The sequence below is a fragment of the Nocardia sp. CC213A genome (assembly GCF_030766805.1).
In the GTDB taxonomy this organism is placed as follows: domain Bacteria; phylum Actinomycetota; class Actinomycetes; order Mycobacteriales; family Mycobacteriaceae; genus Nocardia; species Nocardia otitidiscaviarum.
On the sequence record NZ_JASFXA010000002.1, the window covers coordinates 597,463 to 612,804 of the forward strand.

Genomic DNA, 15,342 nt, shown 5'->3' on the forward strand with positions numbered 1-15,342 from the left:
GGCCGATAGGCTGAGCGGGTGAGCATCGAGATCGCCAATGAATCGGGTATGGACGTATCCGAAGAGGAGCTGGTCAGTGTCGCGCGTTTCGTGATCGGCCAGATGGACGTGCATCCGGCGGCCGAACTGTCGATGGTGCTGGTCGATCTCGACACCATGGCCGATCTGCACATGCGCTGGATGGATCTGCCCGGTCCCACCGACGTCATGTCGTTCCCCATGGACGAGCTGGAACCGGGCGGGCGTCCCGACGCCGGTGAGCCCGGCCCCTCCATGCTGGGCGATATCGTGCTGTGCCCCGAATTCGCGGCACAGCAGGCCACCAAGGCCGGACATTCCGTCGACCACGAGTTGGCGCTGCTGACCGTGCACGGCGTCCTGCACCTGCTCGGCTACGACCACGCCGAGCCGGAGGAGGAGAAGGAGATGTTCGCCCTCCAGGCGTCGCTGCTGGAGGGCTGGTACGAGAGTGTGCGCGAGGCCCAGCGGCGCGCCGAACTGGCCGAGCGGGATGCCCGGCTGCTCGGCAAGACCGGCTTCACCGCGCCCGGAGATCCGCTGGACCCGGCGTGAATTCACTGTTTCTGCTGGCGCTGGCGATCGTGCTGGTGCCGTTGGGTGGCATCTTCGCGGCGCTCGACTCCTCGCTGAACACCATTTCGGCGGCCCGGGTGGACGATATGGTGCGGGCCGAGCGGCCCGGCGCGGCGCGGCTGGCGCACATCATCACCGATCGGCCCCGCTATGTGAATCTCATGGTGCTGCTGCGGGTGCTGTGCGAGATCACCGCGACGGTGCTGCTGGCCGCGGTACTGCTGGACTGGATGGATCAGCTCTGGGCACTGGTCGTCACCGCCGCCGTCATGGTGCTGGTGGACTATCTGGTGATCGGGGTCGGGCCGCGCACACTGGGACGCCAGCACGCGTATTCGCTCGCACTGGCGGCGTCGCTGCCGTTGCAGGCCATCGGCACCCTGCTCGGCCCGATCAGTCGGCTGCTCATTCTCATCGGCAATGCCATCACCCCCGGTAAGGGATTCCGCAACGGCCCCTTCGCCTCCGAGATCGAACTGCGCGAGGTGGTCGACCTCGCCGGTGAGCGCGGCGTGGTGGCCGACGACGAACGCCGCATGATCCAGTCGGTATTCGAACTCGGCGACACCGCGGCCCGCGCGGTCATGGTGCCGCGCACCGAAATGGTGTGGATCGAGTCGGAGAAGACCGTGGCGCAGGCGATGTCGCTGGCGGTGCGGTCCGGGCACTCCCGGATTCCGGTGATCGGCGAGAACGTCGACGACATCGTCGGCGTGGTGTACCTGAAGGATATGGTGCCCTACGCGGATCGCAGCCGGAAGGTCCGCGTGCACGAGGTGATGCGCGCGGCCGTCTTCGTGCCGGACTCCAAACCGCTCGACGATCTGCTCGACGAGATGCAGCGCCGTCGCAATCACATGGCGGTGCTGGTGGACGAATACGGCGGCATCGCCGGACTGGTCACCATCGAGGACGTGCTCGAGGAGATCGTCGGCGAGATCGTGGACGAGTACGACCAGAACGAGGTGCCCGATGTCGAGGACCTCGGCAACGGCAAATACCGTGTCTCCGCCCGACTGTCGGTCGAGGACCTGGGCGAGCTGTTCGGCATGGCGATCGAGGAGGAGGACGTCGACACCGTCGGCGGGCTGCTCGCACACGAATTGGGGCGCGTGCCGCTGCCGGGTTCGAAAGCGGTGGCGCACGGACTGGTGCTGAAGGGGGAGGGCGGTTCCGACGCCCGCGGCCGGGTGCGGGTGCACACGGTCGTGGTGAAGCGGGCCGCCGAGAAGGCCGGTGCCGGCAAGGCCGCATCGGAACGGGGCGACGGCGAATCGGCCGGAGCGGACGGCGTCGGCGGGTCCGGCGCGAATGAGGATGGAGAGGCCGATGATTGAACTGGATGCCGAGGACAACAAGCTGCTGATCCTGGCGCGCGGGGCCATGGGCCGCGCCGGGGGGTCCGGCGGGGCGGCGATCCGGGACACCGACGGGCGCACCTACGCCGCCGGTGAGGTATCGCTGCACGCCCTGCGGCTGACCGCGCTGCAGGCCGCCGTCGCGGCCGCGATCTCCAGTGGCGCCGAGGGTTTCGAGGCGGCGGTGGTGGTCGGCAGCCCGTTCTCCGACCGGGGAGTGGCCGCCGTACGCGAGGTGTCGGAGACGGCGAAGATCATCTTCTCCGATGCCAAGGGCAAGGTCTTCGACATTGTCGACGGGCCCGTGGAGGGCGATCCCGCCCAGCGCTCCGGCGTACCGGAGGGCTCCGACGCACATACCGGATCCGAGGTGTTCGAATGAGTGAATTCCGTTCGGGTTTCGTCTGTTTCGTGGGACGGCCGAATACCGGCAAGTCCACGCTCACCAATGCCATGGTGGGGCAGAAGATCGCCATCACCTCCTCGCGGCCGCAGACCACCCGGCACACCATTCGCGGTATCGTGCACCGCGAGCACGCCCAGCTGATCCTGGTGGACACCCCCGGCCTGCACCGGCCCCGCACCTTGCTCGGGCAACGGCTCAACGACCTGGTGCGCGACACCTACTCTGAGGTCGACGTGATCGCCATGTGCGTTCCGGCCGACGAGAAGATCGGCCCCGGCGACCGCTGGATCATCGAGCAGATCAAGCTCATGGCCCCCAGGACCACCCTGCTCGGCGTGGTCACCAAGATCGACAAGGTGAGCCGCGACCAGATCGCCCACCAGCTGGTGGCGGTCTCGGAACTGCTCGGGCCCGACGCCGACGTGGTGCCGGTATCGGCGGTCAAGGGCGAGCAGGTGGAAACCCTCGTCGATGTGATCGCCTCGAAGATGCCCGAGGGCCCGGCCTTCTACCCCGACGGCGAGCTCACCGACGAGCCCGAGGAAACCCTCATGGCCGAGCTCATCCGCGAAGCCGCCCTCGAAGGCGTGCGCGACGAGCTCCCACACTCCCTGGCCGTGGTCATCGAGGAGATCCTGCCCCGCGAGGTGGACGCCGACGACCCGAATGCCAAGTCCGCCAAGGACATGCTCGACGTGCACGCCCTCCTCTACGTCGAACGCCCCAGCCAGAAGGCGATCATCATCGGCAAGGGCGGCTCCCGCCTCAAAGAGGTCGGCACCAACGCCCGCAAGCAGATCGAACACATCCTCGGCACCCGTATCTACCTGCACCTGCACGTCAAGGTCGCCAAGGACTGGCAGCGAGACCCGAAACAGTTGGGCAAGTTGGGCTTCTGAGCCGGTCGCGCGGCGGCCTCACCGCCGCGCCTGGACGGTGAGTCCGCCGGTCGTCACGGTGCGCGTCATCTCGCGGGCCAGGAACTCGTGCGGGAAGCCTAGGTCGACGGCGCTCGCCGCTTCCAGTCGCGCCACCTGCCCGGCATCGAACTCCGCGGTGAGCGCCCCGAGATTGTCCTCAAGCTGTTCGGGCGTCCGCGCGCCGATGATCGGCGCGGTGACGGCCGATTGCGCAGCGTCCAGGCCAGCGCGACCTGCGCCGGGGTGCGGCCCGGCTGCGCCGCCACCTCCTTCACCACCTGGTGATCTATCGCGCCGCCGACGAGGAGAGCCGGGCCGCGCCGCACCGGCTGACGGCCGGGCCTACAGCTGGGAGAGCGCGGCCAGCAGCGTCAGAGCCGGGAAGAGAGCCTGCTTGGCGGCCGCGTTGGCCTTGTCGCGGTAGCGGGCGACCAGTACCACGGCCGCGGCGAGCATGGAGCCGCAGCTCATCAGGATCAGCGCCCAACCGGCCGAGGCGTCGGCACGGACCAGGGCCACGCCGACGAATGCGCCGATGGCGAGGAACAGGTTGTAGAACCCCTGGTTGAACGCCCACGGCTGCGTGGCTGCCACCTCGTCCTCGGCGACGCCGAAGATGCCGCGGTGCACCTTCGGGTCGGTGAACCGCACCGCTTCCATATAGAAGATCGCCACATGCACCAGACCCGCGAGCGCGGCCAGGATCTGTACGACTGCCAGCACGACGGCCTCCTCGAGGTCGGGGACTCGCTCTCAGTGATCCGGTCTCAGGCACCCGGACCGCGTGGCCTACCAGGGATGGGTCCAGGGGGCAGGGATCTGGGTTCCGGTCGGGCGTCCGGTCGTGCGGGATGCTACCGGGCGCGGCATTGGTCACCCCGCAGGCACGCCGCCTCGGCGCGGCTCAGCGGGTGCGGGCACGCCGTCGATGTGGCGGTGTGGCTTCGGTGGTGCCGATGTCGCCGCGGTGGTGCAGCCGGTGAAGTCGCACGGTTCGGAGCGGATGTCGCGACATGGCGGTAGACGAGATATCGCTGCGGTGGTGCCGAAGTCGTCGCGGTGGTGCCTAAGCCGTCGCGGTGGTGCCTAAGCCGTCGCGGTGGTGCCGGTGGTGTCGCGGCTGTGCTCGGTGTTGTCACGGTCCACGCTGTCGTGGCCGCAGCGTCGTCGACACGGCCGGAAATCGACGATCCCGGCCGATTACCGCCTGTCGGTGCTCACGCCGCCGGATGCTCCAGCCACCACGGCGCGGGCCGCTGCTCGTACCACTTCAGCTCCGACTCCAGTTGGGCCGCAACCGAAACCAGCAGCTCCTCGGAGTTGGCCGGGCCCATGAGCTGCGCACCCACCGGCAGTCCGGCGGCGGTGAAGCCCGCGGGGACGTTGACGCTGGGCCAGCCCAGCACATTCCACGGCCAGGTGTACGGGCAGGCGGCGGTGATGAGGGCGTCGGTCGCCATGGTGCCGATGCCGTCGATCTCGGTGACGCCCGGGGGCGGGGTGGCGGTGGTGGGGGAGAGCACCACGTCGAACCTGTCGTACATGGCGCCGATGCGCATGCGCAGCAGGGGTTCGGCGGCGCGGGCGGCGAACAGGGCCGGGCCGAGCACGCGGCCGAGCAGGGCATTGTGCCTGGTGCGCGGATCGACGGCCGCGCCCGGCAGTCGGTCGAGCGCGTGCCGGATGCCCACCATGGAGCGGGGCAGGAAGCTCGCGCCGAGAAGCACGCCGTAATCCACATCGGCCACCGTCACCTCGTGGCCGAGGCCGCGCAGGGTGTCCGCCAGCGCGTGGACGCGCCCCGCCACCTCCGGATCGAGTGCGGTCCTGGTGGCGGTGAAGGGGATGCGCAGGGACAGCGCGATGCGCAGGCGGCCGGGATCGCGGCCCACGGCCTCGGAGACGCGCAGGGCGCGCGGGACGTGCTTGTCACCCGGATGCGGCCCGGCGGCGGCATCGAGCAGTAGCGCCGCGTCGGCCACGGTGCGGGCGAGGGGGCCGTTCACGGTGAGCCCCTCGAACGCCTCGGCCAGCGGCCAGGTGGAGATGCGTCCGCGCTGCGGTTTGATGCCCACCAGGTTGTTCCACGCCGAGGGGATGCGCACCGACCCCGCGCCGTCGGAACCCAGTGCGGCGGGAACCAATCCGGCCGCCACCGCCGCGGCGGAACCACCGGAGGAGCCGCCCGGCGTATGCTCGGCGCTCCACGGATTCCTGGTGTGCCCGAAGGCATCTCCGCTGGTGAACGGGAGCTGTCCGAGTTCGCAGGTATTGGTCTTGCCGACGATCACCGCACCGGCCGCGCGCAGTCGCCGCACCGATTCGGCGTCCTCGGTCTTGGCGGGAAAATCGCCGCCACAGCCGAAAGCCGTTGGGGTACCGGCGAGATCGGTGTCGTCCTTGATGGCGATGGGCACACCGAGCAGCGGCAGCCGCTCCCCGGCGGCCAGCCGCCGATCCGCCGCCGCCGCGTCGGCGAGCGCCCGCTCGCGCACCACCACCCGGAACGCGTTGAGCGTGGGCTGGCTGGCCTCGATCCGATCCAGCGCGGCCGTGGTCGCCTCGACCGAGCCGACCTGTCCGGCGGCCAGCGCCGCCGCGAGTTCCACCAAGCCCAATTCGCCCACGGCCGCCATCGTCATGTGATTCCCGTCTCCCTGATATCCCATTCGCAAGGTAGCGCGATTCTGGTCACACGTCCAATGCGTCCGCCCTCCCGTTCCCGCGCGCCGAGGGGGAACCGGTGGCGGCATCGCGCAAGAGGGTCCCGCCACCAGTTCCCCCTCGCGAACAGGAGCGCGACTCGCCGGGGTGCTGTTAACGGTGCGCGATCTTCCAGCGCCGGTAGGCGGCGGGCAGACAGCGGGCGCAGGGGCGGTATCCAGCGGCGACGGCGGTGCGATCGTCGGCGAAGAAGACGCGATGCCGTCGATAGTTCCCGTGGGCCAGAGCGCGCAGGGCGGACGGGCAGTCGAGGCGGCCGTAGATCCGCGCACGGCGATGTCCGCCGAGTGTTCCGGGGGTGGTGCTCGGGTACGGCTGCCCGTCCGCGCCTACGAGGATGTACGCCATGCCGCCACCTCCCACACGGTCTCCACGGTGGGCGGCTTCCCGCCGGCCCGTCGCGTCGTCGTGGCCCGGGCGGAGGCGGCGATCCGGTCTGTCGTGGCGACGCGGTCACCGGGTGGGGCGGTGGTTCGGTCAGCCGCCGGGACGCGGTCACGGGCGGGCGATGCACCACTAGGCCGCGTCATGGAACACCAGGCCGAGAGTATGGCGGCGGCCCGAGCGCACGGTGCTCACGCCGTGCCGCATGGGGCCGACCGACCATCCCCGGCTGGAGCGCACCGGCCGGTCGCGGGTGGTGAACACCAGCCCGTGGCCTTGCGGCAGGGCGGTCGCCGAACCGCGGGACTGGGCGCGCGGGCGCTGTTCGACCATGAGGAATTCGCCGCCGGTGTAGTCCACGCCGGGGCGGTCCAGGCCGATCACCACCTGGAGCGGGAACACCATGTCGCCGAAGACGTCTCGGTGCAGGGCGTTCCAGTCGCCGGGTCCGTAGCGCAGCAGGATCTGCGCCGACCGCGACTGTTCCGCGCGGTGGCACATAGCGATCCACTCCGGCAGCGAATCCGGCCAGGGCGCGGGCAGTTCCAGCCGCCGCGCCCACTCCCGGGCGATGGGGAGCAGTCGCGGATACAGCGCTTCCCGCAGCTCCCGCACCACCGCGGGCAGGTCGTGGGTGAAGTACCGATACTCGCCCGAACCGAACCGGTGCCGCTGCATGTTCACGGTGGTGCGGAACAGTTCGTCGCACTCGTACAGGCCGATGAGTGCCCGGCATTCGTCGGCGTCCAGCAGCGGCCCGGTGAGCGCGCTGCCGTACGCGTCGAGTTCGGCCGCGATACCGGCCCAATCCTGCTGTGCCACCGCGTATTCCCGCTGCGCGGCGGTATCGAGCCGGGTCGCGGTCATGCCGGTAGCAGCACGTGCTCGAGCTCCAGCAGCCGCTGCTTGCGCTGTAGCCCACCGGAGTACCCGGTCAACGCCCCGTTCGCGGCGATCACCCGGTGGCAGGGGCGGACGATGAGCAGTGGGTTCGCGCCGACGGCCGCGGCGACCACCCGCACCCGCTCCCGCCGTTCCCCCGCCCGCGCCGCGATCTCGCCGTAGGTGGCGGTGGAGCCGTACGGGATCTCCTCGACGGCCCGCCACACCCGCCGCTGGAAGTCGCTGCCACCGCTGCCGAATTCGAGCTCGAACCAGGTGCGTCCCGCATCGAAGTACTCCCGCAGCTGCGTGGTGACCGTGTCGAACGCCGCCGCGTCCGGGGTCCACTCGGGCAGTACGATCGCCCCGCCCTTCTGCCCCGGCACCGACACCGAGGCGAGCGCGACGCCCCCGCGCACCGGCTCCCCGACCAGCAGCAGTTCCCCCAGCGGGCTGTCCATTGTCGTGTAGACGGTCATGGCCGCCTCCTCTCACTCGTCGTTCCCCACCGACTCTGCCGCCCCGGCAACGACATGACTGGCGGAAATCAGACATGTCATTTCCCGGCTTCGATCCTGCGGTGAGCCGGATGGCGGTTTCCGAGCGATCCCGCCGTGCAATCCGGCCAGCCTCACCGCCCATGTTTACGAGCACCGTGCGGCGGCGCTCTGCCGCCCCCGGAACCCTGTGCCACCGATCCGACGCGTCGAACGAGTCCGGGTCGCCGCCGCTTACCCGGCTGTTCGTAGACCCGTGTCGTGCCGGGCGGCGGATCGTCGGGCCGCCGCCCGGCACGTCCCGTCGCGACTCGGCTCCGGCCGACATCGCGATTCGTCGGGGCGACGTGGGAGACTTACCCGCGTGCGTTTGTATCGGGACCATGCCGTGGTGGTGCGCCAGCACAAGCTGGGCGAGGCCGATCGCATCGTCACGCTCCTGACCCGCCAGCACGGGCTGGTGCGAGCGGTCGCCAAGGGGGCCCGGCGCACCCGGTCCAAGTTCGGGGCGCGGCTGGAGCCGTTCGCCTACGTGGACGTGCAGCTGTATCCCGGCCGCACCCTCGACACCATCACCCAGGTGCACACGGTGGAGGCGTTCGCCGCCGATATCGTCGCCGACTACGGCCGCTACACCGCCGCCTGCGCGGTGCTCGAGACCGCCGAGCGGCTGGCGGGCGAGGAGCGCGCCCCCGCCCCCCGCCTGCACACCCTCACCGCGGGCGCCCTGCGCGCCATCGCCGCCGCCCACCGCCCGCACGAACTCATCCTGGACGCCTTCCTGCTGCGCGCCATGGGTTTCGCGGGCTGGGCCCCCGCCCTCGCCGACTGCGCCCGCTGCGCCACCCCCGGCCCGCACCGCGCCTTCCACGTGGCCGCCGGCGGCGCGGTCTGCGTGCACTGCCGCCCACCCGGCGCCGCCACCCCCGCCCTCGGCGTCCTCGACCACATGCACGCCCTGGAACGCGGCGACTGGTCGATGGTCGACACCGTCCCCGACCACCTGCGCCGCCAGGCCACCGGCCTCATCGCCGCCCACCTGCAATGGCACCTGGAACGCCAGCTCCGCACCCTCCCCCTCATCGAACGCACCCGCCCCCACGAACCCCTCGAAGCCTCGGCGGCATCCCAGGTGGGTTGATCTTCGACCCCGGTGTCCGCCAGCACTCCGGACCGCGAGCAGCGCGGCCGACTTGTGGAGAGTTGGCGGAGATAGCGACGGTCTCGGTCGGGCGCTGTGCGGCGTGGTGCAGGATTGGGGGCGTGATCGGTAATCGCAAGTCCTCCGTAGCCATGCCTGCCGTGCGTCCGCCGTCGCCGCATCCGTCGGGGGCGACGCCGCCCAAGATTCCGGCCGAGTTCGTGCCCCGGCATGTGGCGCTGGTGATGGATGGCAACGGTCGGTGGGCGCAGGAGCGGGGTTTGCCGCGGACCGCGGGGCACGAGCGGGGTGAGGCCGTGCTCATGGATACCGTCGAGGGCTGTATCGAGATCGGGGTCAAGTGGCTGTCGGCGTACGCGTTCTCCACCGAGAATTGGCGGCGCAGCCCCGATGAGGTGCGCTTCCTCATGGGCTTCAACCGGGATGTGATCCGGCGGCGGCGCGACGAGATGCACGAGATGGGGGTGCGGGTGCGCTGGGCGGGGCGGCGACCGCGGTTGTGGCGCAGCGTGATCAAGGAACTCGAGGTGGCCGAGGAGCTCACCAGGGACAATACGGTGATGACCCTGACCATGTGCGTGAACTACGGCGGTCGCGCCGAGATCGCCGATGCGGCAAGGGAAATCGCGCGCCGGGTGCAGGCGGGCGAGATCGATCCGGAGAAGATCAACGAAGATACCTTCGCCCGGTTCCTGGACGAGCCGGATATGCCGGACGTGGACCTGTTCCTGCGGCCCTCGGGTGAGTTCCGCAGCTCCAACTTCCTGCTGTGGCAGTCCGCGTACGCCGAATACGTCTTCCAGGACACGCTCTTCCCGGATTTCGACCGCCGCAATCTGTGGGCCGCATGCCTCGAATACGCCAAGCGCGATCGCCGGTTCGGCGGGGTGAAGTGAGCGAGACGACCACCGCCGAGGAACTCCAGGCCCGCGCCGGTGCGTGCCTGGAGCGCTACGACGTCCCGGTGCAGGTGGAGGACGGCGGTCTGGGCTTCCAATACGACGGCGCGCTCTGCTCACTGCGTGGGGTGAACCTGGCTCCCGGCCTGGACGTGCTCACCCTGACCTGCGTGCTGGCCTGGGACCGGCCGCTGAAACCGCAGCTGCACAAGCGCGTCGCCGAACGCAATGCCGGGCTCCAGTTCGGTTCCATCACGGTGATCGGCCACGACAAGCAGGCCGATGTCATCCTGCGCTACACCTTCCCGGCGGCCGGGTTGGACGATGAGGCGCTGGCGACCATGCTGCTGCTGGTGCTGTCGGGGGCGGGGCGCGCCCGGCAGGGGCTGCTGCCGTAGCGATTCGGATACGGCGCCGTGACATAATGAAACAGCTGCCGTATCTGTGTACCATTGTCTCTCTCAGGAGGACACGTGGAATCTGCGCTGCCCGTTCACAATCCGGACCCGAATGCGGAGACGTTGCTCGAACGCGCCTATCAGCAGGTCGTCGCGCGCGTCGACGACACCGACCCCACCCGGGCGAAACTGCTCGACGCGGCCTTCGAGCAGTTCTGCTGGCTGGGCATCCAGCGCTCGACCATGGAGGATGTGGCGCGGCGCGCCGGGGTCTCCCGCATCACCCTCTACCGCCGCTTCGCCACCAAGGACCTGCTGGTCGAAGAGGTGATACTGCGTGAGTTCCGCCGGTACTTCCGCCAGTTCTTCCTGGATATCGCGCCCGCCGAATCCGCGGCCGACCGCGTGGTGCTCGGGTTCGTGAGTTCCCTGCGCACCATCCGGAACAACCCGCTGATCGGCGGTCTGATCGCCGCGGAGCCGAATCACCTGGTGAGTTCGCTCATCGGCGACGACGGGCGCACGGTGGCGATGGTGAGTCAGTTCGTGGCCGGTCAGTTGCGTCAGGAGCAGCGGGCGGGCACGGTGTCGGAGGCGGTTCAGGTCGATCTGGTGGCCGAACTCATGGTGCGCACCTGCGCGTCGTTCCTGGCGATCCCGAGCCGGATCGTCGATCTGGACGACGACGAGCGGCTGGCCGAGATCGCGCGGCGCTTCCTGGTGCCCATGCTACGGCCGGACGAGCCCGTGGACTGAGCGCACCGCCGCGAATCCAGTTCAGGCGGGAGCGATTTCGTCGGCCCGGTACTGCGGGAACAGTAGTTCGGTGCCGCGGGCGATGTCTTCCGGCGTGGTGTCGCCGATGATGAGGTGCTGCAGGATGTAGCCGGGCAGGATGCCCATGAGCGTCTTGGCGACGGCCTCGATGTCGGCGGTCTCGGGTAGCCAGCCGACGTCGCGCATCCGGCGGGCGTACTCCATCCAGAGCCCGCGGATACTGCCGATATTGGTGCGCACGAAGTCGGCGATGTGCGGATTGGTGAGCGCCAGCGACCACGCCTGGGGGAGCAGTCGCACCGGACCGCCGGGTTGCGCCTGCTGCGTGATGGTCTCGGCCATGAGGCGCACCAGCTCCGGGGGAGTGGGCAGCGGATCGCGGTGCACCGCCGCGGTGAGCGACTCGCGCAGCCCGCTGCTGGCCTGGTAGATGAGCGCGGCGACGATGTCGTCCTTGCTCTTGAAGTAGCGGTAGACGGCCCCCGCGGAGAGTCCGGCCTCGGCGAAGACGTCCTGCATGGTGGCGGTGTGCAGGCCCTTGCGGGCAAAGCAGGTCTGGGCGGCTTCGAGGATCTGCTGCCTGCGGCGTTCCAGGTGTTCTTCGCTGACTCTGGGCATGGTTCAAAAGTAAAACGAATATCCGTTCTTGACAAGCTGACAACCGGATGTCAGGGTTGTCCCATCAAAAGAGAACGAGCCTCCGATTTTCTTGGGAGCCACCTGATGAACACCACCCAGCGCGCCATCGCCCTCGGGATCGCCGCCGCCCTCATCCAGGCCGTCATGCTCATCGCCTTCGCCTGGCCCGCCGTCAATATCGGGGCGCGGGAGCTGCCCATCGCCGTGACCGGACCGCAATCGGCCGTGGTGGCCGACAAACTCACCCAGCGAGACGCGGACGCCTTCGAGATCACCACCGTCGCGGACGAATCCGCCGCCCGCACCGCCATCGACGAGCGTGAGGTGTACGGCGCCATCGTGACCGGGGACGGACAACCCCGGGTGCTGATCGCCTCCGGCGCGAGTCCCGCGGTGGCACAACAGCTCACGGCCATCGGCCAGCAGCTCGCCGGCACCCCCGCCGCTCCCGTCGAGGATGTGGTGGCCGCCGATCCCGATGATCCGCGCGGTGCCGGATTCGGCGCGATGGTGCTGCCCCTGGTGATGTCCGGTCTCGCCGCCGGGGTGCTGCTGTCCCTGCTGATTCCCGCGGTCGGCGGACGCGTCACGGGACTGTTCAGCTTCGCCGTCACCGGTGGACTGCTGAGCATGGCCATCGTGCAGGGCTGGCTGTCGATCCTGCCCGGGTCCTACTGGACACTCGCCGCCATCGCCGGTCTGGTCTCCTTCACCGTCGCCGGAACCGTGGTCGGACTGGCCACCGCCGTCGGCCGCGCGGGTATCGGACTGGCCGCGCTGACCCTGCTGCTGATCGGCAACCCCTTCTCCGGGGCCACCTCCGCTCCCGAACTCCTGCCGCAGCCCTGGGGTGCCCTCGGTCAGCTGCTGCCGCCCGGCGCGGCGGCCAGCCTGCTCCGCTCGGTGGCGTTCTTCGACGGTGCCGGTGCGGCGGCACCGCTGACCGTCCTGCTGGTCTGGGCCGCCGCGGCGCTGGCCCTGCTCGGACTGGGTGCCGTGCGTGCCCGCCGGGTCGAGGCCCCGGCCGGTGCCCCGGTTCCGGTCGCCGCCTGAGGCATCACCCGGCGAAATCAGCGCAGCGCACGCTCCTTCGGGAGCGGGCGCTGCGCCGTCGCGTGATGTGCGTTCGACCTCGCGGCGTGGCGGCTGTTGCCGATCGCGCTCAGCGCTTGCCGTTGGCGCACGCTCGGCAGCAGCCGAAGATCTCCACCGTATGGCTGATATCGCTGAATCCGTGTTCGGCCGCGACAGTGTCCGCCCACGCCTCCACGGTCGGCCCCTCCACCTCGACCGTGCGCCCGCAGTGGCGGCAGACGAGATGGTGGTGGTGGCCCTTGGAGCACTGCCGGTACACCGATTCGCCGGAGTCGGTGCGCAGTACGTCCACGTGCCCGGCGTCGGCGAGCGACTGCAGCGTCCGGTAGACGGTGGTCAGCCCGATGCCCTCGCCTCGTTTGCGGAGTTCGTCGTGTAACTCCTGCGCCGACCGGAACTCCTCGATATCGGACAGCAGCGCCGAGATGGCACTGCGCTGACGGGTGCTGCGGACCCCGACCGTCTTGGCTTCCGACTTCCCCGCCACCATCACCCTTCCTCCGCATGCGCCACGGCATCGACCACGATATGCGCCAGATGCTCGTCGACGAGTTCGTAGATCACTTCGCGCCCGGTTCGCTCCCCGCGCACGACGCCCGCGGACTTGAGAATCCGCAGGTGCTGGCTGATGAGTGGCTGGGTGACACCCAGGGTGTCGACCAGTTCGTGCACGCAGCGCGGCGATTCGCGCAGTTGCAGCACGATGGCGATGCGCACGGGTGCGGCCAGTGCGCGCAGCAGTTCCCCGGCATTGTCGAGGATGCCGCGCGGTGGAACGGCAGGTGGGGTGGGCGACCGGTACGGGTACGGGTCGTGCGGGATCGCGGTCGGCGCTTCGGTGTCCACGCGGGATCGCCGCGTGGGGGCGCCGCTGTCGGCGGTCATCGAACCAACTCCTTATTGGAAACCACTGCCATTATTGGTATGCACAGGTGCGCATGTCAAACAGGTGCGCGGCGAGTCGGCACCGGCAGGATATGTGGGGGCCGCGACATCGGAGGCGAGTGGGTGCAAATCCGCTTGGTCGGTGCCGATAGTCTGGAGCCAATCCCTTGCAATCTTCCGGACCGGATGGAGAAATCTCGAGTGGCACCCAAGTCGAAGGTGGACACCGTCGCCAACCTGGCCAAGCGCCGGGGCCTGGTGTACCCGTCGGGTGAGATCTATGGCGGCACCAGGTCGGCGTGGGATTACGGCCCGCTGGGAGTCGAACTCAAGGAGAACATCAAGAAGCAGTGGTGGCGTTCCATGGTCACCAGCCGCGAGGATGTGGTCGGCCTGGACTCCTCGATCATCCTGCCGCGGCAGGTGTGGGTCGCCTCCGGTCACGTCGCGGTCTTCAACGACCCGCTGGTGGAATGCCTCAACTGCCACAAGCGGCACCGGCAGGACCACCTGCAGGAGGGCTACGCGGAGAAGAAGGGCATCGACGACCCGGACAGCGTGTCCATGGAGGTCATCGCGTGCCCGGACTGCGGCACCGTCGGCAAGTGGACCGAGCCGCGCGACTTCAACATGATGCTCAAGACCTACCTGGGCCCGATCGAGTCCGAGGAGGGCCTGCACTACCTGCGGCCGGAGACCGCGCAGGGCATCTTCGTGAACTTCGCGAACGTCATGACCACCGCGCGCAAGAAGCCGCCGTTCGGCATCGCCCAGATGGGCAAGAGCTTCCGCAACGAGATCACCCCGGGCAACTTCATCTTCCGCACGCGCGAGTTCGAGCAGATGGAGATGGAGTTCTTCGTCAAGCCGGGCGAGGACGAGGAGTGGCACCAGTACTGGATCGACACCCGGCTGGCCTGGTACACCGATCTGGGCATCGCCCCGGAGAACCTGCGACTCTACGAGCACCCGAAGGAAAAGCTCTCGCACTACTCGACCCGCACGGTCGACATCGAGTATCGCTTCCACTTCGCCGGTAGCGAGTGGGGTGAGCTGGAGGGTGTCGCCAACCGCACGGACTTCGATCTGAAGACCCACTCCGAGCATTCCGGCAACGATCTGAACTACTTCGACCAGGCCACCGGTGAGCGCTACACCCCGTACGTCATCGAACCCGCGGCGGGCCTGACCCGTTCGCTCATGGCCTTCCTCATCGACGCCTACAGCGAGGACGAGGCGCCCAATGCCAAGGGCGTGATGGAGAAGCGCACCGTGCTGCGGCTCGATCGCCGCCTCGCACCGGTGAAGGCGGCGGTGCTGCCGCTGTCGCGCAATGCCGACCTCTCGCCCAAGGCGAAGGATCTCGCGGCGCGGCTGCGCAAGAACTGGAACGTCGAGTTCGACGACGCCCAGGCCATCGGTCGCCGCTACCGCCGCCAGGACGAGATCGGTACCCCGTTCTGTATCACTGTCGATTTCGATACCTTGGAGGACCAGGCGGTAACGGTTCGGGAACGGGATTCCATGGCGCAGGAGCGGATCGGCCTCGATCAGGTGGAGAACTACCTGGCCACACGGCTGCTGGGTTCCTGAATAAAGTCACAGGAAAGGATCGGTCGAAATCGACCGGTCCTTTCTTTTTGCTTTCTGCCCCAGAAATTCGGGGCATACGCAGAAATTCGGGTATGCGACTACTCGTGTTAACAACCCATGACCGTCGCA

Annotated in this window: 18 protein-coding genes and 1 pseudogene; 10 read left to right on the forward strand and 9 right to left on the reverse strand. The window is 69.0% G+C overall.

Annotation, left to right across the window (positions count from 1 at the left end; genetic code table 11):
* Nucleotides 1-18 precede the first annotated feature (18 nt).
* The 4 genes from ybeY to era are packed head-to-tail and all read left to right on the forward strand — an operon-like array spanning nt 19 to nt 3,257.
* Nucleotides 19-573: an rRNA maturation RNase YbeY gene (gene ybeY, locus QJS31_RS05910; protein WP_029932059.1), complete on the forward strand. Its 555-nt coding sequence runs from the start codon at nt 19-21 to the stop codon at nt 571-573.
* Nucleotides 570-1,931 (forward strand): hemolysin family protein, encoded by a 1,362-nt coding sequence (locus QJS31_RS05915; protein ID WP_282778238.1) that lies wholly within the window; start codon nt 570-572, stop codon nt 1,929-1,931. Before ybeY ends, QJS31_RS05915 begins: the two co-directional genes overlap by 4 nt.
* Nucleotides 1,924-2,334, forward strand: a complete 411-nt coding sequence (locus QJS31_RS05920) for a cytidine deaminase (protein ID WP_282778236.1) — start codon at nt 1,924-1,926, stop codon at nt 2,332-2,334. Before QJS31_RS05915 ends, QJS31_RS05920 begins: the two co-directional genes overlap by 8 nt.
* Nucleotides 2,331-3,257: a GTPase Era gene (gene era / locus QJS31_RS05925; RefSeq protein WP_282778234.1), complete on the forward strand. Its 927-nt coding sequence runs from the start codon at nt 2,331-2,333 to the stop codon at nt 3,255-3,257. The genes QJS31_RS05920 and era overlap by 4 nt, the downstream gene beginning before the upstream one ends.
* Before the next feature lie 168 nt (nt 3,258-3,425).
* Here the strand turns inward: era and QJS31_RS37330 are convergent.
* The 6 genes and pseudogenes from QJS31_RS37330 to QJS31_RS05950 all read right to left on the reverse strand — a co-directional run.
* A pseudogene (locus tag QJS31_RS37330) lies at nt 3,426-3,500 on the reverse strand (hypothetical protein); the annotation flags it as partial.
* A gap of 120 nt (nt 3,501-3,620) precedes the next feature.
* A complete protein-coding gene (locus tag QJS31_RS05930) occupies nt 3,621-4,001 on the reverse strand; it encodes a DUF1304 domain-containing protein (RefSeq protein ID WP_372341486.1) in 381 nt (126 codons plus the stop codon).
* A 494-nt stretch (nt 4,002-4,495) separates the two neighbouring features.
* Entirely contained in the window at nt 4,496-5,920 is a 1,425-nt protein-coding gene (locus QJS31_RS05935) for an amidase (protein WP_306356107.1), read from the reverse strand.
* Nucleotides 5,921-6,095: 175 nt separating this feature from the next.
* The gene (locus QJS31_RS05940) at nt 6,096-6,350 is read right to left on the reverse strand and encodes an Ada metal-binding domain-containing protein (protein WP_282786294.1); all 255 of its coding nucleotides are present in this window, start codon (nt 6,348-6,350) and stop codon (nt 6,096-6,098) included.
* 168 nt (nt 6,351-6,518) lie between these two features.
* A complete protein-coding gene (locus QJS31_RS05945) occupies nt 6,519-7,253 on the reverse strand; it encodes a 2OG-Fe(II) oxygenase (protein ID WP_282786293.1) in 735 nt (244 codons plus the stop codon).
* Nucleotides 7,250-7,747, reverse strand: coding sequence for a methylated-DNA--[protein]-cysteine S-methyltransferase (locus QJS31_RS05950; RefSeq protein ID WP_306356108.1), 498 nt, complete (start codon nt 7,745-7,747; stop codon nt 7,250-7,252). Before QJS31_RS05950 ends, QJS31_RS05945 begins: the two co-directional genes overlap by 4 nt.
* A gap of 382 nt (nt 7,748-8,129) precedes the next feature.
* On the opposite strand from QJS31_RS05950, the gene recO reads away from it, so the two are divergent.
* The 4 genes from recO to QJS31_RS05970 all read left to right on the forward strand — a co-directional run bounded on the left by recO (nt 8,130) and on the right by QJS31_RS05970 (nt 10,980).
* Complete coding sequence (gene recO, locus QJS31_RS05955; RefSeq protein ID WP_306356109.1) at nt 8,130-8,906, forward strand: DNA repair protein RecO; 777 nt, start codon at nt 8,130-8,132, stop codon at nt 8,904-8,906.
* A 152-nt stretch (nt 8,907-9,058) separates the two neighbouring features.
* A complete protein-coding gene (locus QJS31_RS05960; protein WP_039811539.1) occupies nt 9,059-9,823 on the forward strand; it encodes an isoprenyl transferase in 765 nt (254 codons plus the stop codon).
* The gene (locus QJS31_RS05965; RefSeq protein WP_039811540.1) at nt 9,820-10,224 is read left to right on the forward strand and encodes a CesT family type III secretion system chaperone; all 405 of its coding nucleotides are present in this window, start codon (nt 9,820-9,822) and stop codon (nt 10,222-10,224) included. Before QJS31_RS05960 ends, QJS31_RS05965 begins: the two co-directional genes overlap by 4 nt.
* 75 nt (nt 10,225-10,299) lie before the next feature.
* The gene (locus QJS31_RS05970; RefSeq protein WP_282786070.1) at nt 10,300-10,980 is read left to right on the forward strand and encodes a TetR/AcrR family transcriptional regulator; all 681 of its coding nucleotides are present in this window, start codon (nt 10,300-10,302) and stop codon (nt 10,978-10,980) included.
* 21 nt (nt 10,981-11,001) lie between these two features.
* Here the strand turns inward: QJS31_RS05970 and QJS31_RS05975 are convergent, their stop codons facing one another.
* Nucleotides 11,002-11,619: a TetR/AcrR family transcriptional regulator gene (locus QJS31_RS05975; RefSeq protein WP_306356110.1), complete on the reverse strand. Its 618-nt coding sequence runs from the start codon at nt 11,617-11,619 to the stop codon at nt 11,002-11,004.
* 105 nt (nt 11,620-11,724) lie between these two features.
* Between QJS31_RS05975 and QJS31_RS05980 the strand changes: the two genes are divergently transcribed.
* A complete protein-coding gene (locus tag QJS31_RS05980) occupies nt 11,725-12,693 on the forward strand; it encodes a hypothetical protein (protein ID WP_306356111.1) in 969 nt (322 codons plus the stop codon).
* A gap of 109 nt (nt 12,694-12,802) precedes the next feature.
* On the opposite strand, the gene QJS31_RS05985 is transcribed toward QJS31_RS05980, so the two are convergent.
* Nucleotides 12,803-13,225, reverse strand: coding sequence for a Fur family transcriptional regulator (locus QJS31_RS05985; protein ID WP_306356112.1), 423 nt, complete (start codon nt 13,223-13,225; stop codon nt 12,803-12,805).
* Nucleotides 13,225-13,620 carry a metalloregulator ArsR/SmtB family transcription factor gene (locus QJS31_RS05990; RefSeq protein ID WP_228807276.1) on the reverse strand — a complete coding sequence of 132 codons (396 nt, stop codon included), beginning with the start codon at nt 13,618-13,620 and terminating at the stop codon, nt 13,225-13,227. The genes QJS31_RS05985 and QJS31_RS05990 overlap by 1 nt, the downstream gene beginning before the upstream one ends.
* Before the next feature lie 201 nt (nt 13,621-13,821).
* Here QJS31_RS05990 and QJS31_RS05995 point away from each other — a divergent pair, with 201 nt between their 5' ends.
* Nucleotides 13,822-15,213 carry a glycine--tRNA ligase gene (locus QJS31_RS05995; RefSeq protein WP_282785908.1) on the forward strand — a complete coding sequence of 464 codons (1,392 nt, stop codon included), beginning with the start codon at nt 13,822-13,824 and terminating at the stop codon, nt 15,211-15,213.
* Nucleotides 15,214-15,342: the final 129 nt, after the last annotated feature.